Origin of the sequence: Bacteroides faecalis, assembly GCF_003865075.1 — a bacterium.
In the GTDB taxonomy this organism is placed as follows: domain Bacteria; phylum Bacteroidota; class Bacteroidia; order Bacteroidales; family Bacteroidaceae; genus Bacteroides; species Bacteroides faecalis.
The window spans coordinates 375,755-395,477 of the sequence record NZ_BHWB01000003.1; the positions used below are offsets into that span (position 1 = coordinate 375,755).

At 36.8% G+C, this 19,723-nt stretch carries 18 protein-coding genes and 1 pseudogene; 13 read left to right on the forward strand and 6 right to left on the reverse strand.

The features are described from left to right. Nucleotides 1-33: 33 nt before the first annotated feature. On the reverse strand, nt 34-279 hold the full coding sequence (gene rbp, locus EJF25_RS07080; protein ID WP_025075302.1) for an RNA-binding regulator: 246 nt from the start codon (nt 277-279) through the stop codon (nt 34-36). 373 nt (nt 280-652) lie between these two features. Between rbp and EJF25_RS07085 the strand changes: the two genes are divergently transcribed. From EJF25_RS07085 to EJF25_RS07095, 3 genes are all read left to right on the forward strand, one after another. Further along, on the forward strand, nt 653-1,363 hold the full coding sequence (locus EJF25_RS07085) for an SIMPL domain-containing protein (protein WP_125040658.1): 711 nt from the start codon (nt 653-655) through the stop codon (nt 1,361-1,363). 11 nt (nt 1,364-1,374) lie between these two features. Further along, nucleotides 1,375-1,908, forward strand: a complete 534-nt coding sequence (locus EJF25_RS07090; RefSeq protein WP_125040659.1) for a GNAT family N-acetyltransferase — start codon at nt 1,375-1,377, stop codon at nt 1,906-1,908. Nucleotides 1,909-2,112: 204 nt separating this feature from the next. Further along, entirely contained in the window at nt 2,113-2,676 is a 564-nt protein-coding gene (locus EJF25_RS07095) for a Crp/Fnr family transcriptional regulator (RefSeq protein ID WP_125040660.1), read from the forward strand. A 181-nt stretch (nt 2,677-2,857) separates the two neighbouring features. On the opposite strand, the gene EJF25_RS07100 is transcribed toward EJF25_RS07095, so the two are convergent. Together EJF25_RS07100 and EJF25_RS07105 are read right to left on the reverse strand one after the other, a co-directional pair. Beyond that, entirely contained in the window at nt 2,858-3,172 is a 315-nt protein-coding gene (locus EJF25_RS07100; protein ID WP_125040661.1) for a hypothetical protein, read from the reverse strand. A gap of 307 nt (nt 3,173-3,479) precedes the next feature. After that, nucleotides 3,480-4,982, reverse strand: coding sequence for a glutamine synthetase family protein (locus tag EJF25_RS07105; protein WP_125040662.1), 1,503 nt, complete (start codon nt 4,980-4,982; stop codon nt 3,480-3,482). 211 nt (nt 4,983-5,193) lie between these two features. On the opposite strand from EJF25_RS07105, the pseudogene EJF25_RS07110 reads away from it, so the two are divergent. The 10 genes and pseudogenes from EJF25_RS07110 to EJF25_RS07155 all read left to right on the forward strand — a co-directional run bounded on the left by EJF25_RS07110 (nt 5,194) and on the right by EJF25_RS07155 (nt 16,263). Continuing rightward, a pseudogene (locus tag EJF25_RS07110) lies at nt 5,194-6,082 on the forward strand (polyphosphate kinase 2 family protein). A gap of 92 nt (nt 6,083-6,174) precedes the next feature. Further along, nucleotides 6,175-6,888, forward strand: coding sequence for a DUF169 domain-containing protein (locus tag EJF25_RS07115; RefSeq protein WP_125040663.1), 714 nt, complete (start codon nt 6,175-6,177; stop codon nt 6,886-6,888). Nucleotides 6,889-7,261: 373 nt separating this feature from the next. Beyond that, entirely contained in the window at nt 7,262-7,993 is a 732-nt protein-coding gene (locus EJF25_RS07120) for a nitroreductase family protein (RefSeq protein ID WP_125040664.1), read from the forward strand. Nucleotides 7,994-8,581: 588 nt separating this feature from the next. Beyond that, nucleotides 8,582-9,703 (forward strand): DUF362 domain-containing protein, encoded by a 1,122-nt coding sequence (locus EJF25_RS07125; protein ID WP_125040665.1) that lies wholly within the window; start codon nt 8,582-8,584, stop codon nt 9,701-9,703. Nucleotides 9,704-9,775: 72 nt separating this feature from the next. Next, the gene (locus EJF25_RS07130; RefSeq protein WP_200832882.1) at nt 9,776-10,285 is read left to right on the forward strand and encodes an ECF transporter S component; all 510 of its coding nucleotides are present in this window, start codon (nt 9,776-9,778) and stop codon (nt 10,283-10,285) included. Between the two features lie 12 nt (nt 10,286-10,297). Beyond that, nucleotides 10,298-11,233, forward strand: coding sequence for a DUF362 domain-containing protein (locus tag EJF25_RS07135; protein WP_125040667.1), 936 nt, complete (start codon nt 10,298-10,300; stop codon nt 11,231-11,233). 6 nt (nt 11,234-11,239) lie between these two features. Next, nucleotides 11,240-12,799 carry a 4Fe-4S binding protein gene (locus tag EJF25_RS07140; protein WP_125040668.1) on the forward strand — a complete coding sequence of 520 codons (1,560 nt, stop codon included), beginning with the start codon at nt 11,240-11,242 and terminating at the stop codon, nt 12,797-12,799. A 125-nt stretch (nt 12,800-12,924) separates the two neighbouring features. Then, a complete protein-coding gene (locus tag EJF25_RS07145; protein WP_125040669.1) occupies nt 12,925-13,731 on the forward strand; it encodes a patatin-like phospholipase family protein in 807 nt (268 codons plus the stop codon). 13 nt (nt 13,732-13,744) lie between these two features. Next, on the forward strand, nt 13,745-15,442 hold the full coding sequence (locus tag EJF25_RS07150; protein ID WP_125040670.1) for an alpha-amylase family protein: 1,698 nt from the start codon (nt 13,745-13,747) through the stop codon (nt 15,440-15,442). 344 nt (nt 15,443-15,786) lie between these two features. Then, a complete protein-coding gene (locus tag EJF25_RS07155; RefSeq protein ID WP_125040671.1) occupies nt 15,787-16,263 on the forward strand; it encodes a PepSY-like domain-containing protein in 477 nt (158 codons plus the stop codon). A gap of 106 nt (nt 16,264-16,369) precedes the next feature. Here EJF25_RS07155 and EJF25_RS07160 read toward each other — a convergent pair whose 3' ends face one another. The 3 genes from EJF25_RS07160 to EJF25_RS07170 are packed head-to-tail and all read right to left on the reverse strand — an operon-like array spanning nt 16,370 to nt 19,545. Beyond that, nucleotides 16,370-18,382, reverse strand: coding sequence for an alpha amylase C-terminal domain-containing protein (locus EJF25_RS07160; RefSeq protein ID WP_125040672.1), 2,013 nt, complete (start codon nt 18,380-18,382; stop codon nt 16,370-16,372). A 12-nt stretch (nt 18,383-18,394) separates the two neighbouring features. Then, the gene (locus tag EJF25_RS07165; protein ID WP_125040673.1) at nt 18,395-18,847 is read right to left on the reverse strand and encodes a NanQ anomerase/TabA/YiaL family protein; all 453 of its coding nucleotides are present in this window, start codon (nt 18,845-18,847) and stop codon (nt 18,395-18,397) included. Between the two features lie 32 nt (nt 18,848-18,879). After that, the gene (locus EJF25_RS07170) at nt 18,880-19,545 is read right to left on the reverse strand and encodes a DUF2461 domain-containing protein (RefSeq protein ID WP_200832888.1); all 666 of its coding nucleotides are present in this window, start codon (nt 19,543-19,545) and stop codon (nt 18,880-18,882) included. Between the last annotated feature and the right edge of the window lie 178 nt (nt 19,546-19,723).

The following is a 19,723-nucleotide window of genomic DNA, read 5'->3' on the forward strand; positions in this document are numbered from 1 at the left end:
GCACTCTTTCTTTATACTAATATTGATTTTCCATTAGTTCTTCGGCAATGCTTCTTTTACAACCATTGGACGACCAACATATTCTGCACCGTTCAATTTCTTGATAACGTCTGCAGCTTCGGTATCATTCGGCATTTCGATAAACGCAAAACCTTTAGATCTTCTTGTTTCACGATCAGTGATTAATTTAACTGAAGCAACTGCTCCATACTCTTCCATTACATGTCTCAAATCTGATTCCTTAACATTATAGTTAAGATTTCCAACATACAAATTCATAAAATTCAAATATAAAAAATTAATAATTCAACAAGAAAGTTTTTTGGAAGTTCTTAATCAGAAATGGATATACTCAATAAATGAGAAAATACATGTGAAATAATCAAATCGAAATAAACCTTTTATTGTTGTTCGGTACAAAGGAAACTCTTTTTTACGAATAATGCACTATAAATGCTCTTTTTCTTTATCATAAAAAATCTTTTTTATAATTATAGTCCAATACTTAACATTATCTTCTCAAATAAAGTATCTGCGAATATAAAATATCTGCGAATAATACCCCCCAATATATATTTTATAGCTTTTATCCACATTACTTACTTTTTTATTTTAACTTTGCCCATGTATCAAACTCAAAATAACCAGCAATATGAGAAAAGCTATTTTATTAAGCGTTTTACTGCTTAGTTATTCAGTAATGCTTCACGCACAGAACGATGATTCATCAAAGTACATTGAAGTAACCGGTAGCTCTGAGATTGAAGTAGATCCGGATGAAATTCATCTAATCATCCAGATTCAAGAATATTGGGAAGAAGAGTTTCAGGATAATACCAAACCTGAGCAATACAAAACAAAAGTTCCTATCGAAAACATCGAAAAGGATTTAATGGCTACTTTGCAAAACATAGGAGTTGCCCCTTCTAATATTCGTGTATGGGAAATAGGTAATTATTGGCGCCAAACTGGTAAAGACTTCTTAGTCAGCAAAGAATTCGATCTGAAACTTGATAATTTCAAGATCGTTGATGCAATTATCAAGAATATCAACCATAAAGGAATAAATGCACTCCACTTCGGAGAATTGAAAAATAAAGATCAAGCATCATATCGCAAACTGGGAAAAATAGAAGCCTTAAAAGCTGCGAAAGTTAAAGCAACTTATCTTGTCGATTGTATGGGGAAACAATTGGGAGATATTTTACGTATCATAGAGCCAGAAGAACAAGGCAATCATTTTATGCCTGCGCAAGCTTCATTTAGCAATGCAACTTTTACCTCACCGAGAGATCCAAATTCAACAGCACTCCGAAAAATTAAATATAAATACGAAATGAAAGCTAGATTTGAGATTAAATAATCAGAATGATTATGGAATATATACTCCGAACTTGGAAAGATTCAGATGTCCAGTCATTAGCTACGCATCTGAATAATAAAAAGATATGGGATAATTGCCGGGATGGGCTTCCTTTTCCATATACAGAAAAGGATGCAATTAAATTTATTACTTATGCTACTAAACAACCGACACAAAACGAATTCTGTATTGAAATAAATAATGAAGCAGTAGGTAATATCGGGTTCCTCCGCGGAACAGACGTCGAAAAGTTCAATTCGGAAGTCGGTTATTGGTTATCAGAGAACTATTGGAATAAAGGAATAATGAGCATAACCTTAAAGGATGCAATAAGACGTTACTTTCAACAAACAGACATAATACGTTTGTATGCTTCGGTCTATGAATTTAATACAGCTTCTATGCGCGTATTGGAGAAAGTAGGGTTTAAGAAAACCGGAATACATCACAAAGCTTGCTTTAAAAATGAACATTTTATAGATGCACATTATTATGAGTTATTGAAACAGAATTTTGTCTTGGGCGATTGGATTGATATAAAATAATAAAGCACATTAATATTCAATACATTCATCTATTCTTTGACAAATAAGTATCTAGGATAAATCATACATAGCTTTAATAAATGAAAAAGTTGTGTTCAGAAACGGGCACATATTTAAATTATCTTTTTAAATAAACAAAGATTAGTCGCAATATTACTTTTTCAAATATATTTGCTGACAATAAAAACACGAAAACAACTATGTATGAAGAACTTCAACCATTATGCTGAACGTGAAGAGTTCTCTGCGTTCAAAGAGTTTTTTCTGAAGTATGGTCAATACAAGGAGATTAAAAAGAAAGAGTATTTCGCCCAACAGGGATTTCAGACCGGGAATGGAGCGTATATACAAGAAGGCTTATTTCGATATGTTTGTACAGACGACAGAGGATGTGAGCATATCGTAGGCTACTCTTTTGCCGGAGAATATGTAGGTGACTATCCTGCTTGTCTCAGAAGAGAAAAAGCAATGGTAAGTATACAGGCTGCCACCAATTCAATAATCTATTATGCCCCGGCTGAAGAAATGAGGAAATTCTTCACGGCTAATGAAGCCAACCAACAATTGGAACGAATTCTGGCAGAGGAATTGTTTGTACAAACCTATAAACGTTTATTGGATGTCTATTGTAAGACTCCAACTGAACTATATTGGGATTTAGTAAGCCGCTACCCTGACTTTCAAAATTACATCACACTCAGAGAAGTTGCCTCTTTTCTCCGGGTTACTCCGGAAACAATTAGCCATATTCGTAAAAAGATAGAATAATCTATACCGATATAAATATCATAAAGTTCCGATTCATCACGAACCGGAACTTTAACATAGGCTATTTATTACAATAAAGTTTTGCTTAATTGCATCATCTTCATTAGTTTATATTACGTTCATTATCTTCTTTATGGAGAAGTTTACAATCAAAATAGCATAAACTAATTTAGTGATACTTTTATTCAACTACTTCCCCTTTTTCATTCATCAAAACGGTTACATCTTTAGCGTCTTTTGTGGTAACTATCACTTTATAGACTTTACCACTCTCCTTCTCTGCAACAAAAGCTTCCTTAATAGAAGAACCTTCATAGGTTTTCGCAATTGCCTGTGTTACTGCTTCGGGTAGATCCTTCACCTCTATTTTGGTAAACTCATCCTGTGGATTTTGTGCCACAGTTTCTACTGCTGTAGAATCCTTAACTACTTGTGCAAATGCTACAGAACTTCCTAATCCCATTACTAATGCTACTGCTACTAATACCTTTTTCATAATCGTAATTGTTTAAGTGTAAATAATAAAACATTTATTTGTTCTCTCTAATGCTTATCTTAATGCAAAGCAAATGCCAAAGTGGAGATTATACAATTTATCATTGATATTCAGCAACATAACAAAAAAGACTAGTAAGTATAAATGTAGAACTTGTGTAGAATGATGTGGAATTTCAATACACAGTTGTGGAATAATGACTCATTTCATAGATTTAACCAAAAGTTTATAGAAAAACAAAAAGCTTAAATCCGATATTCGTGCTGAAATCAGATTTAAGCTTTAGTGTATTATTACATTGATTTTACTATCCGCAATGGAAATACTTATTCACTAAATCAAGCATTGCTTGTGGGTTACCCTCCAATTCTGCACGTAACGTCTTATCCTCGTAACTGCGAAGTTTACGAATAATCCCTTCAATCATTGACGGGCTAAATACATTATATTGTTCAAAGATAGCACGTTGTTGCTGCAAGCAATCAGCAGACGCCACACAACTATCCGGCAACTGGGCCAACGATTTCAACTTATCTTCATTTTCCTTCTGATGAATATTTACATTCACATAAGTCTTAGCAGCAATATCCAGAGCATTCTCTATCTCAAAACCATGCCGACAGGCAACAGCTAATCCGGCAAGCAACTGATAAATATCTGCCGAACCGTCCGGTGAACGCATCTCAACTGTCTGTTTCTGACTGGTATCGTAATGGCTTTCAGACTCCAATGGATTTGCCAGTACACACATATCCGATTTAGCAGCCCATCCCAGAGGAACACGGACCAATACAGAACGATTACGATCTCCCCAACAAACATTCGTCGGTGCTTCCTGATGGGGAACAAGGCGGAAATAAGAAGTTGGATTCGTATTCCCGAAAGCTGTTATTGAAGGAGCAAGAACCATCATACCTGCAATTGCCTTACGTGCTGTTTCCGACAAAACTCCATCCTTTAACATTTGGTTTTTACCATCTTTGACTATACGCATATGAATATGTAGTCCCGATCCGGCTTTTCCTGCTGTAATTTTAGGAGCGAAGGTCACATTGTATCCATATTCAAATCCTAAGTTACGTATCACCCATTTTGCCACCATCAATTGATCTGCGGCTTCTTCTACGCGCACAGGTAGAAACTCAATCTCATTCTGCTCATAAATATAATCATCCAAGGTGAAATTTCCAACCTCAGAATGCCCATATTTTATCTGTCCACCCGTTTGTGCAATATATGACATACATTGCGTACGGAATTCATTAAATTTAGCATAAGGACCTGATTCATGATATCCGCGTTGGTCGGTTGCCTGAAACGTATCTGTATCCGGTGCTATCACATAATATTCTAGTTCGCCCATCGCCTGAAACTCCATACCTGTAACATCTGTAAATGTCGTACTAGCCTTGTGGAGTGTATGCTCAGGAGAACTTTCCAAAGGTTGGCCATCTTTATTAAAGAAAGAACAAAGCATGGCCAACGTGGGAATTTCCGCAAAAGGATCTACAAATGCGGTACGGAAACGAGGAATGACATAAAGATCACTACTTCCCGCCTCTATAAAAGAAAAAAGGCTGGAACCATCTACCCGCTCTCCACAAGTAAGAATAGCTTCCAGATAAGCCTGATTGTTGATAACGAAATTCAATGTTTTCAGACGACCATCACCCGCCGGATACATAAAATTCACCATGCGAATGTTGTTCTGCTGAATAAATGAGATAATGTCTGCCTTAGTAAACTCTGAGGTAGGCTTTTGCAAGTATGCCACCAGCTGATTGGCATTCATTGACAGTTCTTGATTCATAATCGGTTGTTTTTATTGTTGTATCGTTTTTCTACAGTAATCTTAAAATTGTTTTTCACGATAACCATTTTAAAGTCACTGAGACAAATATAAGTAATTATCTTTTAAGACATATAGTTAAAACACATATTTTATCTATCTTCATCAAAAAACTAATCAATCTCTCTAAATGTTTTTATTAGATTAGTAGAAACTTTCAAATTTCAAACTTATGGAAAAAGACATTTTTAAAGACTTATTGGCTAAACCGGGAAAGAATCATCTGGTAGCTGATTTCGACTCATCTTTTACTGGAGGTATCTCTAAGCAAGATGCTAAGGAACAATTAGCAAAAGATATTGAAAAACTTTCCGACCTCCAGAGTAAACTTTATGCACAGGACCGATATTCCATTCTTATCATTTTTCAGGCAATGGATGCTGCCGGCAAAGATGGAACCATTAAACATGTTATGTCCGGCATCAATCCGCAAGGTTGCCAGGTTTTCTCTTTCAAACAACCATCCGTTGAAGAATTGGATCATGATTACCTTTGGCGTATTAATCGTTGCCTTCCTGAAAGAGGAAGAATCGGTATTTTCAACCGTTCACATTATGAAGACGTATTGATTGCTAAAGTGCATCCTGAAATCATTCTGTCGAACAAACTCCCAGGCATTGAAAATATAGATGATATAGATGTTGATTTCTGGAAACATCGTTACCGCCAGATTAATGATTTCGAACGATACCTGACGGAAAACGGAACGATTATCCTAAAGTTCTTTCTTAATGTATCGAAAGCCGAGCAAAAAAAAACGTTTCTTGGAACGACTGGAAGATAAGTCTAAAAATTGGAAGTTTTCTTCTGCCGATATCAAAGAACGTCAATTTTGGAATGAATATATGAAAGCTTATGCAGATGTACTTACAGAAACTTCTACAGAAGTGGCTCCGTGGTATGTTATTCCCGCTGATAATAAATGGTTTATGCGATATGCAGTAAGCAAAATCATTGGTGAACGCATGAAAAGACTGGATTTACATTATCCCACACTTTCAAAAGAAGGATTAGAGAAGCTTGAAGAATGTAAAAAGAAGGTTTCCGATATTAATTTCTAATTTATTAATTATTAATTTCTCAACAATTGGTGTATCGCTTTTTTATTCTAACTTTGTGTATAACCTTTAGGTTAAACAAAAATCAATGTATCATGGAAATCAAAACATTTATTCAAAACTTTAAAGAGGCATTCGGTGAATCATCGGAACTACCTCTTGTATTCTGGTACTCTGATATTCTGGAAGGAGAAACTGAGAAAATAAACGGCTGCTTCTTCAAAGAAATGAAAATCGTTAGAAATGGTGGAATTATCAGTCTGAATGCTGAAACGATCGGTTGTGGTGGGGGTAAATTCTATACAGGATTTGCTGAGATGTCGGAACATATACCAACATTCGTTTCCCTCAAAGAGAGATACAAACAAACTCCTGAAATGGTGACCGACTTTATTCGTCAGATGGAAGTGCCCAAAACTGAGAATAAATATCTTCATTTTGCTCGTATAGATAAGGTAGAAGATTTAGAGAATAAAGAAGGAATTATATTTCTGGCAAATCCTGATATGCTTTCAGGATTGACAACTTGGGCTTTCTTTGATAACAATGCACATGATTGCGTCGTAGCTACCTTCGGTTCCGGTTGTAGTACAGTGGTGACACAAGCCACCATTGAAAACCGAAAGAATGGCAAAAGAACTTTTATCGGATTCTTTGATCCTTCTGTGCGACCTTATTTTGAACCGGATAAATTGAGCTATACGATACCAATGTCCAGATTCAAAAAGATGTATCAGACAATGCGCCAAAGTTGTCTGTTTGATACACACGCATGGGGAAAGATTAAGGAAAGGATGCAACTTCCATAGTTTTTATCCCGAAAATAGTTTTTTCTTGAATGAAAAGGTGAGGTTATTCTTCTTTGTGTAATAATGTATATCGATGTAAGCAAAAACAGTATATTAAGATTTTAGGATATAGACACCATCTAGTAAAATAAAAACAGAGACGATAAAAACAGTATAAATTAGAAATAAAATATAATCTTAGATTAGGTAAAACCAATGTTGCTTTACTATAAATTGTTTCAAGTAAGAAACCAAGAGTTTAAACAAACGAGCTAGAAATTTGAACATTCTCAATCACTCCATCGTTTGTTCAAGGATAAAACGTCTGTTTCTCCGACACAGTTCAGGCAATCATTAAATCTAAAAAAAATATTTTAATCAAATTAGTAGAATTATGAATTTAGATGAAGTTCTCCATTACCGTCGTTCCGTACGGGCGTATGATAAAGAAAAAACTATAGACCCGGAAAAAGTAAGACATTGTCTGGAACTGGCAACGTTAGCTCCTAATAGTTCAGATATGCAATTGTGGGAATTTTACCATATCACACAACCTGAATTGTTGGCAAAAGTTTCAAAAGCTTGTCTTGATCAGAAATCGACTGCCACTGCTTCACAAGTGGTCGTTTTCGTTGTACGGCAAGATCTATATAAGAAGCGTGCAAAGTATGTACTTGAGTTTGAGAAAGAAAATATTCACCGTAATAGTCCGAAAGAACGTCAGGCTAAACGTATTAAAGACCGGGAATTGTACTATGGGATATTAATGCCGTTTGTTTATGCACGTTTCTTCGGAATTTTAGGGCTGTTCAGAAAACTGCTGGCTAACGTCATAAGTATTTTCCGTCCGATGATGCTCGAGGTTTCTGAAAATGACATGCGTGTCGTTGCACATAAATCTTGTGCACTCGCTGCCCAGACATTTATGATTGCAATGGCAAACGAGGGGTATGACACTTGCCCGTTAGAAGGTTTGGATAGTCGGCGGCTTAAAAAAGCACTGAAATTGCCTTATGGAGCTGAAATAAATATGGTTATCCCCTGTGGTATACGGGATGGAAACAAAGGAATCTGGGGAGAACGGTGCAGGGTACCGTTTGATGACGTTTATCGTAAAATCCAATAGTTCCTGATTATCAGCTATTTTTATTGTTATAACATACTGACTCATAAAAAAGAGCAGTATGTCAGTGGTAGTTATTGTCTTCTCTAAATTCTATTGAGATACCTCCATATAGATTATGAAATATTACGAGAAGAACGACTGAATAAGAATCTTCATTTTGCAGGAAACTCTTTGATCAAGAGCCCTTTATACAACAACCTTAGTTTGCCATTCAGATCGTACTAATAATCTATACCTCTACATCTAATAATATAAAGTCACAAAACTTTGTTCCATTTAATACAAAAAACAGTTTCGGCCTTATGAAACTAAACGTAAACCTATTGCAAAGCTAAAGTATGGTTACCTCTTACGGTCCCTTGCTCTAGTTTTTATTTCACTCTACATTATATTCAAGCTCCTCCTGATTAGATTTACTTTCACAATAGTCATAAACAAAAATAAGAAAACATATAGTACATAAGAGCGTTAAAAATTGGATAACGACTTCCTTTTTTCAGTTTTTTTTGCGAAAAAACAACAGAATAACAATGTGCTATTCAAAAATTACATTACTTTTGTAAGCAACAAACTCACAAATTACTAACTATGCAAACATCAAAAGTATATTATACAAATCTTAGAACTACTCCTACGTCCAATCTTTTGGATAAGATGGAACGTCTAGTAAAGAAAGCAGGTATCACTACCCTACCTCTGAAAGACAGTTTTGTCGCTATCAAAATACACTTTGGAGAACCAGGAAACCTAGCATATATTCGTCCCAATTATGCTGCAAGAATGGCTAATTTACTTCGAAGCTCTGGTGCTAAACCATTCCTGACAGATTGTAATACGCTCTATTCTGGTCGTCGTGCCAATGCTGTAGATCATTTGCAAAGTGCAATGGAAAATGGTTTCAATCCAATTTCTGCTCAATGTCAGGTTATTATTGGTGATGGCCTGAAAGGAACAGACTGTAAGGAAATAGCATTAGATGGTGAATATTGCAAAGCACCAAAGATAGGAACTGCCATTGCCGATGCAGATGTTATCATCAGTATGAATCATTTCAAAGGGCACGAGCAGGCAGGTTTCGGTGGGGCATTGAAAAATCTGGGTATGGGATGTGCTAGTGTTGCCGGTAAGTTGGAGCTTCATAGTGCCTCTCAACCTAAAATAGATACGGAAAGCTGCATAGGATGCAATATCTGCGTAAAACATTGCGCCCATGATGCTGTACATTTGAATGCTCAGCGAAAAGCAGAAATTGACTACGACAAATGTATCGGTTGTGGTCAATGTGTAGCTCTTTGCCAGTATGACGGAGCAATTATGGGCGATGAAGATACTTCCGAACGGCTAAACTACAAGATCGCAGAATACTCATTAGCAGTGGTTAAAGACAAACCTCATTTCCATGTCAGTTTTATTATGAACGTATCACCCGAATGTGATTGTTGGAATCATAACGATGCAGCTATTATTCCGGATTTAGGAATACTTGCTTCGCTCGATCCGGTAGCGCTGGATAAAGCTTGTGCCGATATGGTAATCAAAGCCCCTATCCTACACAGTGGTAACCGATTGTCCGAAAAACATGACCATGATGATCTCTGCGGGTGTGATAAGTTTCACTTGATGCACCCAAATACCAATTGGCTTGCCGGACTGGAACATGCCGAAAAAATCGGATTAGGAACAATGAATTACGAGATTATACAAGTCTGATTAAACCATTTCTATCAAGAAAGGTCTAATTATTAGGACATTATCATATAAACATTAAAGTTATTAATGAAAATGGAAACATCTGCCAAACTCTATTCGCTGAATTACAGCAACGTGAAAACATACCTGTTCGCATTATTATTTGTAACAGGTAACATCGCTCTACCACAATTATGTCACCTCGTTCCTTATGGTGGTCCGACTTTATTGCCCATCTATTTTTTCACGTTAATTGCTTCATATAAATATGGTTTTCGGGTAGGATTACTAACAGCTATTCTCTCACCTGTCATCAATCATTTGCTATTTGCAATGCCTACAGCCGCAGTTTTACCGGCAATATTGATAAAATCAACTTTACTTGCAGGAGCTGCTGCAATTGCTGCACGAACAGTAAAATCAGTCTCCCTGTTAGCAGTTCTCGGAGTTGTGCTCTCTTATCAAATCATAGGGACTGCATTCGAATGGATACTTGTAGGAGATTTCTATGCAGCAGCACAAGATTTTCGCATGGGTATACCAGGAATGCTTATTCAATGGTTCGGCGGCTACGCCTTGCTGAAAGCAATTGCTAAACTTTAAAACTAAAAAAAGATGGATAGAAGGGACTTTTTTAAAGCAGTGGCAATTACCGGTGCTGCTTTTACCATACAACGGTCTGAGGCAATGGAAGTTCTTACTCAGACAATCAATACACCTAAAGGAGGTAAACCGGATCTGGTAGCTGTTATAGGGGGCGAACCGGAAGAGATGTTTCGACGTGCTATTAAAGAATTAGGTGGCATGAAACAATTTATAAAGCCCGGCCAAAAGGTAGTTGTTAAACCCAATATTGGTTGGGATAAAGTCCCTGAGTTAGCTGGAAACACCAACCCTAAATTAGTGGCTGAAATCATCAAACAATGTTTTGCTGCCGGAGCGAAAGAAGTAACTGTATTCGATCATACTTGTGACGATTGGCAAAAATGCTACAAGAATAGTGGCATTGAAGCTGTAGTTAAAAACGCCGGTGCAAAAATAATGCCAGCTCATTTGGAATCTTATTATAAACAGATAGACTTGCCGAACGGTGTAAATATGAAAAAGGCAAAAGTACATGAGGCTATCGTAAACTGTGATGCATGGATCAATGTGCCTATCCTCAAAAACCATGGAGGAGCTAATCTGACGATTTCTATGAAAAATCATATGGGCATCGTATGGGATCGCGGCTTCTTCCATCAACATGATTTGCAACAATGTATTGCAGATATTTGTACCATGGAAAAGAAAGCAGTTCTCAATGTCGTCGATGCCTATCGTATCATGAAGACAAACGGCCCACGAGGACGTTCCGAATCAGATGTAGTATTGGCAAAAGGCTTGTTCATTTCCCCGGATATTGTAGCAGTAGATACTGCTGCTGCCAAATTCTTCAATCAGGTCCGGGATATGCCTCTGGATACAGTAGGACATCTCTCCAAAGGAGAAGCACTGAAAGTCGGAACAATGGATATCGACAAACTGAATGTGAAGCGAATTAAGATGTAAAACACAATGTTAAGAAAGATACGTATAGGAATATCAGTTATATTATTTGCACTGATAACTTTTTATTTTCTCGATTTTGCAGAGCTATTACCTAATAGTTTCCACAGGTTAGCACATATACAATTTGTTCCTGCCCTGCTTTCGCTTAGTGTAGGTATACTTATTGTATTGATAGTGCTTAGTCTGTTATTCGGTCGTATTTACTGCTCCACTATTTGTCCGATGGGAATTCTGCAAGATATTATTGCAAAGATTTCAAAATCAACCGGAAAGAAGAAAAAAAGATATAGTTACAGTGCAGCCAAAAATATATTACGCTGGGGCATACTGGGTATAGTTATCATTACTTTTTTATGCAAACTCCCTCTATTACTGGGTTTGCTTGACCCATATAGTGCTTTTGGACGAATTATTACCAATGTATTTAAACCTGTATACATATTAGGCAATAACCTGCTGGAATCTATTTTCTCTAAGTTTGATAATTATACGTTTTATCGGGTAGATGCGTCTATTCTTAGTCTTTCATCTTTTGTCATTGCGATCGTTACATTAGGAATCATCGTTATACTTGCATGGAAGCATGGACGTACATGGTGTAATACAATATGTCCTGTAGGAACTGTTTTGGGATTCTTGAGCCGATTTTCACTGTTTAAAATCCGAATCGATACCAACAAATGCAATGGTTGCGGGCTCTGTGCAACTAAATGTAAAGCAGCTTGTATTGATAGTAAAGAACACTTTATCGACCACAGTCGTTGCGTAGATTGTTTCGATTGTTTGGATGCTTGTAAACAGAAAGCTTTAATATACAGCCCTTCTTTAAAGCAACAACAAAAAACTCCTAAGAAAAAGCGGAAAATTTCAGTAAAAGAGGAAACACAGGCTGTAGATATGTCCAAACGCCGTTTCCTAACAGCAGGTATAATGGCTGGAACAACTCCTAAGATTCTGACTAAAGCCAAAGCTTCTGTTGCTACTATGGGAGGTCAGAAACCATACACAAAGAGAAATCCGATTACCCCTCCGGGATCAGTTAGCAGAGAAGAATTCCAACAGAAATGTACATCATGTCATCTTTGTGTAAGCAAATGTCCATCTCATGTATTGAAACCATCTTTCTCCGAATATGGACTTTCAGGCATGATGCAACCCACCGTAAGCTTTGATAAAGGCTTCTGTAATTTTGATTGTACGGTCTGTGGTGATGTTTGTCCCAATGGTGCTATTCGTCCGCTAACTGTAGAACAAAAACATCTCAATCAAATGGGATACGTCGTTTTTGTTGAGGAGAATTGTATTGTATATACTGAAGGAACAAGTTGTGGAGCATGCTCTGAGCACTGCCCTACACAGGCTATTTCTATGGTACCCTTCAGAAACGGATTAACGCTCCCCAAAATTAATAAAGAAATATGTGTAGGATGTGGAGGATGTGAATATGTATGTCCATCCCGTCCATTCCGTGCAGTATATATTGAAGGAAATCCCGTTCAGAAAGAAGCGAAACCCTTCAAAGAGGCAGAAGAGCAAAATGTAAAAGTAGATGATTTCGGATTCTAAATTGTAATATAAAGACGAATAATCGTTTCTGGAATTGGGAACTATTCAAAAAACTATTTGTTATATTCCTTCTACTATCAATAATTTCACTAAATTCGTACCGAATAAAAGAAAGGAAATAACTCATGGAGGTAATTACCAACAATTGGAATAACCGTAAATATCAGATAGGATACGCTTTAAGCGGGGGATTTATCAAAGGATTTGCACATCTGGGAGTAATGCAGGCATTGTTAGAGCATGATATCAAACCTGATATCATCTCTGGTGTTAGTGCTGGTGCACTTGCTGGCGTCTTTTATGCTGATGGCAATGAACCACACAAAGTACTTGATTACTTTTCCGGACATAAATTTCAGGATTTAACAAAACTCGTAATTCCTAAGAAGGGATTATTCGATTTATGCGAATTCATAGACTTTCTCCGAACCAATCTGAAAGCAAAGAATCTGGAAGAGCTCCAAATCCCACTTATAATCACAGCTACTGACCTCGATCATGGACGTATGGTTCACTTCCATCGCGGTTCCATTGCCGAACGGGTTGCAGCTTCCTGCTGTATGCCTGTTATGTTTGCCCCTGTCAATATTGAAGGAACAAACTATGTAGATGGTGGATTAATGATGAATCTTCCGGTTTCCACCATCCGTAGGATTTGCGACAAAGTAGTGGCAATCAATGTAAGCCCTATCATAGCAGAAGATTATAAAATGAATATTGTAAGCATTGCTATGCGTTCTTTCCATTTTATGTTCCGTGCCAATACCTTTCCCGAAAGAGAGAAATGCGATCTGTTAGTCGAACCATACAATCTCTATGGCTATAACAATACGGAATTGGAAAAAGCGGAAGAGATCTTTGGACAAGGTTATCAAACTGCTAATAATATAATAAAGCAACTGCTGGAAGAGAAAGGAAAAACTTGGAAATAAAAATCTACTCTATATGAATGACGATAAAAAAATAATCATTTATCAGGTGTTTGCCCGCCTGTTTGGGAACAATAACAACCATTGCATATATAATGGAGATATTGCCACTAACGGATGTGGTAAAATGGCTGACTTTACTCTCAAAGCTTTAAATGAAATTAAAAAGTTAGGAACCACCCACATTTGGTATACAGGAATTATCGAACATGCAACACAGACTGATTACCGAAGATATAATATACGTCCTGACCATCCGGCAATTGTAAAAGGAAAAGCTGGTTCGCCCTATGCAATCAAAGATTATTATGACGTAGATCCAGATATAGCAAATGATGTACCGGAACGGATGAGAGAGTTTGAGAATCTGGTACACCGTACTCATCGGGCAGGTTTGAAAGTAATTATTGATTTTGTTCCTAATCATGTTGCCCGTCAATATCATTCTGACGCACAACCGGACGGAACGACAGAACTTGGAGCAAATGATGATCCAAGCTACTCTTTTAGTCCTTACAACAATTTCTACTATATTCCACAAGCCGAACTTCATGGACAATTTGATATGAAAGAAAGTGCGGCTGAGCCTTATCGGGAATTTCCTGCTAAAGCTACAGGTAATAACCGTTTCGATGCAACTCCAAATATCAACGATTGGTATGAAACAGTCAAACTAAACTACGGAGTAGATTATCAGAACGGCGGAACTTGCCACTTCTCCCCGACTCCGGATACTTGGATTAAGATGTTGGATATCCTTTTATTCTGGGCTTCGAAGAATATTGACGGATTCCGTTGTGACATGGCCGAAATGGTTCCTGTAGAGTTCTGGGAATGGGCAATACCTCAGGTTAAAGAAGCGTATCCTGATGTTCTTTTTATTGCAGAAGTCTATAATCCGAATGAATACAGAAATTATCTGTTTCGCGGAAAATTTGATTATCTATACGATAAAGTCGGTTTATACGACACGCTTCGCAATGTAGCTTGTGGATACACATCCGCATCGGCTATCACACATTGCTGGCAAAGTCTAAACGGGATTGAAAAGAAAATGCTGAACTTCCTGGAAAACCATGATGAACAGCGCATTGCTTCTGATTTCTTTGCTAGTGATCCACGCAAAGGTATTCCTGCTCTTGTTGTTTCTGCTTGTATGAATACCAATCCTATGATGATTTATTTTGGTCAGGAATTTGGAGAAATGGGGATGGATAGCGAAGGATTCAGCGGAAGAGATGGTAGAACAACTATTTTCGACTATTGGAGTGTAGATACTATTCGTCGTTGGCGAAATGGTGGAAAGTTTGATGGTAAAATGTTGTCCGAAGAACATAAGAGATTATACAAGGTCTATCAGAAAGTATTGACGTTGTGTAACGAAGAACGGGCCATTGCACATGGCGTTTTTTTCGACCTTATGTATGCTAATCAAAATGGATGGCGCTTCAACGAACATAAGCAGTATACTTTCATGAGAAAATTCAAAAATGAGTTATTGTTTATCGTTGTCAATTTTGACAGTCAGCTGGTGGATGTTGCGATTAATGTGCCTTCACACGCATTCGACTTTTTGCAGATTCCTCAAATGGACAATTATCAGGCAATAGATTTATTGACAGGTGCAAAAGAATGTATTTGTTTATTACCTTATAAGGCTACAGAGGTTTCCGTAGGAGGATATAATGCAAAAATATTAAAGATTACATTTTAAGTTGGCTGGGCAAAAGTTTTATCAAAGTTATATAAGAAGCCAAGAAGATTAAAGTCTTTCAAAAAATATAGATGATGCGAATCAAATATACTTAATTTAAAAGAAATAAGCGGTCGTTTATGCAAAACGGACCGCTTATTTCTTTCATAAAACGACCGTTCAGTAAGATTAAATGAAGCAATTTAAATAACTGTACTACTAATAAATAGATATAATATGACGATGACAAAAAACTATCATTACCAACATAATTCTAGATATACCCTTAATTATGCTCCCATGACAAAACAAAAATTCTTAGAAGCTGTTTAGTTAGATAAAATAATCTCCTAAACCAACAACTTATGAAGAAATTTAGTCTATTAACAATTGTGTTGCTCTTGTCTGTATCTATCTTTGCTATTGCACCTCCTTCAAATGTACAGGCAGCTTTCAAAAAGATGTACCCAAAAGCAAACGGTGTAGCTTGGTCACAAGATTCCGGTTACTATTGTGCCAACTTTGTAATGAACGGATTCACCAAAAGCGTCTGGTTCAATGCTCAAGCTCAATGGGAAATGACACAAACTGATCTTGTAAGTCTCGATCAACTTTCTCCAACAGTTTACAATTCCTTTGTAGCAGGACCTTATGCCAGTTGGGTGGTAGAGGATGTTACAATGGTAGAATTTCCTAAATGGCAAGCCATTATCGTGATAAAAGTAGGGCAAGACAATGTAGATATCAAATACCAGCTTTTTTATACTCCCAGTGGAATGATGTTACGAAAACGTAATGTAAGTTATATGTACGATATACTTGGTCCTAGTACATTCTTATAAACAAGTAAATTTTTATAAAAAGAAAGCCCTTGCAACTTCAATCATTATTGCAAGGGCTATTCTTTATATCAAAAATTAATTTTCTTCTTTTATTCTTTAATAATGCTTATTTCTTTTTTCTTAAAACAACAGCAGAACGCGCAGGAATATATAGTTTTAACCATTCCTTATTTTCTTTTTTATATAAAGGATCTGTTATTGTAAAATGAACAACAGAATCGTCTGCAAAACCATTTCCTCCAAATGTAGTGTTATCTGTATTCAGAATCACTTCATAGGCTCCCGGAGTCACTAAGAAACCATAGTCTGCAAATGATTGCTTTGGATTAAAGTTGAAAACAAAAATAAGATCCTTCCGCGCATAAGCCAATATCTGATCTTTATCGTTGTGCCAAACTTCCTGAACCGGAGTTGCCTGGAAATCTTTCACACTCTTAATCACTTTCAGCATTTCTGCGTCAAAGTCACCCAAGTAATGATATGCCAAATTCTTATTATCCACCAAATCCCATTGACGGCGAGCATATTTACAAGACCATTCATTACCTTCACGTGGGAAATCAATCCATTCAGGATGACCGAATTCATTACCCATAAAGTTCAGATAGCCACCATTGATAGTCGAAGCCGTCAGTAATCGAATCATTTTATGTAAAGCAATACCTCTATTGACTATATAGTTCTCATCCCCTTTCTGCATATGCCAATACATATCAGCATCAATCAGACGGAAAATAATAGTCTTATCTCCTACCAATGCCTGGTCATGACTTTCTGCATACGAAATAGTCTTTTCATCTTGACGGCGATTTGTCACTTCCCAAAACATACTTGACGGCTTCCAATCTTCATCAATCTTTTCTTTAATTGTTTTAATCCAGTAATCCGGAATATTCATTGCCATACGATAATCAAAGCCATAGCCTCCGTCTTCCACTTTAGCTGCAAGGCCCGGCATACCGGATACTTCCTCCGCTATCGTTATTGCTTTAGGATTTACCTGATGAATCAATTCATTAGCTAATGAAAGATAACAAACAGCATTATCATCTTGATGACCATTGAAATAGTCTCCATAGTTGCAGAAAGCTTCCCCCAAACCATGACTATAATATAACATAGATGTTACACCGTCAAAACGGAATCCGTCAAATTTATATTCATCCAACCAATATTTACAATTGGAAAGCAGGAAATGAATTACTTCATTCTTTCCATAATCAAAACATAGTGAATCCCACGCCGGATGTTCTCTACGGCTACCCGGATAGAAATATTGATTTGGATCACCGGCAAAGTTACCCAGTCCTTCTACTTCATTTTTCACCGCATGAGAATGGACAATATCCATAATCACTGCAATCCCCATTTGATGGGCTTCGTCAATTAATGCTTTTAACTCGTCGGGAGTTCCAAAACGGGAAGAAGCTGCAAAGAAACTAGACACATGATAACCAAAACTTCCATAATAAGGATGTTCTTGAATAGCCATAATCTGAATACAGTTATATCCTTCTTGTGCAATACGAGGAAGAATTTTCTCCCGGAATTCATTGTAAGTGCCTACTTTTTCTTCCCTTTGTGCCATTCCAATATGGCATTCATATATCAACAGTGGATTAGTACTAGGCTTAAATGTCTTTTTCTTAAAATTATAAGGACTTTCCGGAGCCCATACTTGTGCACTAAATATTTTAGTATTCTCATCCTGAACCACACGTGTAGCCCATGCCGGAATACGTTCTCCTTGTCCACCCTCCCAATAAACATTCAACTTATACAAATCACCATGTTTTATCGCATCTGCAGGAAGATTAATCTCCCAATTACCGTTTTTCAGTTTTTTCAGTTTATAGGTCGCTTTTTCCTCCCAATTATTGAATGTACCTACCATATAAATATGTGTAGCATTGGGAGCCCATTCCCGAAATGTCCATCCGTTCGGTGTACGGTGCAAACCGAAATAGAGATAACCCGATGCAAAATCCGAGAGAGTCTGTTTACCTTTATTGGTCAATTCGGCTTCCTTGTTCAATACATGCTGATGACGGCCAACAATAGCATCGGCATACGGTTCTAACCAAGGATCGTTTTTGATAAGATTCAGAGTCTTTTCCATATCAGAATTGAATTAAGATAAAGCTTTTACTTTTACGATTACTTTTTTCACTCCTTCCGGACTAATTCCGGGAGCATGTCCATCTTGTGGGAAAAAGATAGTAAACATTCCAGGCTTCACAGCAAGATAAGTATCAGCTAACCCTTCAAAAAAAGTAATATCTTTTTCCCTATTGTAAGGAGCATTTGCAGGAACACAGTCTTTAGCAGCAGTATACCCCATTACCTCTGTTCCCGACAATGGAATTTGAATATCAATATACTCTCTATGTGTCTCTAATTTTACTTCTTCTTTTGTCTTAGGCTGTGTCTGTGCTATATTCACAAACAGATCTTTTCCTTTCAACTCCGTCTTACCGATCTCCATAGCCTGTAAGTCATGAGAGTTTAAAAACTCTATAGCTTCCGCAAACAAAGGATTCAAAGAGGTATATTTTTCAAGATTATCCAAAGTATCTATAACCATAAAAGCTCAATTTTAAAGTTTATATTTAGGTATTATTCAAAATCATCAATCGTATAATTTATAAAATCAGAGAAGCGTTTGAATTGCTGGAACACTTTCCCTATTTGCTCCATCATATCAGGCTGAGAGAAAAAGTTATCAGGAACATTATATGCACAAGTATATTGCCTGCATTTTAAATAATCAATATACTTAAAATCTTTCGGAAAACCCTTAGGAGCTGTTTTCATGAAATCCTCTCCCACCACAGAAAAGTATTGTTTAAATTTCGGATCTTCTACTATTGAAATGTATTCTTCCACGTTATCGTAAATAGATTGTCTGACAGCTTTCATCACATTAGGAGGCAAACACAAACTACCTCCGGCAAGCATACAACCATCTGGTTGAAGATGAATATAATAACCACAATGATTGGATTTCTTTCCTTTAGCATTGATGTATCCGCCAAAATGTATCTTATATGGTGTCTTATCCGCAGAAAAACGGGTATCCCGGTAAATACGATACGTACAGTCTTTAGGTTGAACTCCCCGGATAGACTCATCAAACAGAGAAATACGGGCAATCACTGCGGCCAGAAAATTTTCAAACTCAATACGGGCTGTTTCATATTCTGCGCGATGTTCATTAAACCACTCTCGATTATTGTTCGCAGAAAGATCTTTTAAAAATTGAAAAATAACGGGTATATTCATCTTCATTATTTTCTATTATTATCCTACAAATGTACAATTTTTATTTCATATAAACTACAAAACGCTACAAAAGCACATAAAAGGACATAAAAAAAGCATCGGCTATATATAAACCGATGCTCTAACACATTTATCATAAAAACAGACTCTTCTGCTTCTGACGTACTTAAGCTTTCAC

Coding starts and splice junctions, on each gene's coding strand:
- EJF25_RS07170 (WP_200832888.1), bottom strand. CDS start 19,545: ATGAATATACCCGTTATTTTTCAATTTTTAAAAGATCTTTCTGCGAAC.
- EJF25_RS07090 (WP_125040659.1), top strand. CDS start 1,375: ATGGAATATATACTCCGAACTTGGAAAGATTCAGATGTCCAGTCATTA.
- EJF25_RS07145 (WP_125040669.1), top strand. CDS start 12,925: ATGGAGGTAATTACCAACAATTGGAATAACCGTAAATATCAGATAGGA.
- EJF25_RS07095 (WP_125040660.1), top strand. CDS start 2,113: ATGAAGAACTTCAACCATTATGCTGAACGTGAAGAGTTCTCTGCGTTC.
- EJF25_RS07085 (WP_125040658.1), top strand. CDS start 653: ATGAGAAAAGCTATTTTATTAAGCGTTTTACTGCTTAGTTATTCAGTA.
- EJF25_RS07140 (WP_125040668.1), top strand. CDS start 11,240: ATGTTAAGAAAGATACGTATAGGAATATCAGTTATATTATTTGCACTG.
- EJF25_RS07100 (WP_125040661.1), bottom strand. CDS start 3,172: ATGAAAAAGGTATTAGTAGCAGTAGCATTAGTAATGGGATTAGGAAGT.
- EJF25_RS07115 (WP_125040663.1), top strand. CDS start 6,175: ATGGAAATCAAAACATTTATTCAAAACTTTAAAGAGGCATTCGGTGAA.
- EJF25_RS07155 (WP_125040671.1), top strand. CDS start 15,787: ATGAAGAAATTTAGTCTATTAACAATTGTGTTGCTCTTGTCTGTATCT.
- EJF25_RS07125 (WP_125040665.1), top strand. CDS start 8,582: ATGCAAACATCAAAAGTATATTATACAAATCTTAGAACTACTCCTACG.
- EJF25_RS07160 (WP_125040672.1), bottom strand. CDS start 18,382: ATGGAAAAGACTCTGAATCTTATCAAAAACGATCCTTGGTTAGAACCG.
- rbp (WP_025075302.1), bottom strand. CDS start 279: ATGAATTTGTATGTTGGAAATCTTAACTATAATGTTAAGGAATCAGAT.
- EJF25_RS07165 (WP_125040673.1), bottom strand. CDS start 18,847: ATGGTTATAGATACTTTGGATAATCTTGAAAAATATACCTCTTTGAAT.
- EJF25_RS07120 (WP_125040664.1), top strand. CDS start 7,262: ATGAATTTAGATGAAGTTCTCCATTACCGTCGTTCCGTACGGGCGTAT.
- EJF25_RS07135 (WP_125040667.1), top strand. CDS start 10,298: ATGGATAGAAGGGACTTTTTTAAAGCAGTGGCAATTACCGGTGCTGCT.
- EJF25_RS07150 (WP_125040670.1), top strand. CDS start 13,745: ATGAATGACGATAAAAAAATAATCATTTATCAGGTGTTTGCCCGCCTG.
- EJF25_RS07130 (WP_200832882.1), top strand. CDS start 9,776: ATGGAAACATCTGCCAAACTCTATTCGCTGAATTACAGCAACGTGAAA.
- EJF25_RS07105 (WP_125040662.1), bottom strand. CDS start 4,982: ATGAATCAAGAACTGTCAATGAATGCCAATCAGCTGGTGGCATACTTG.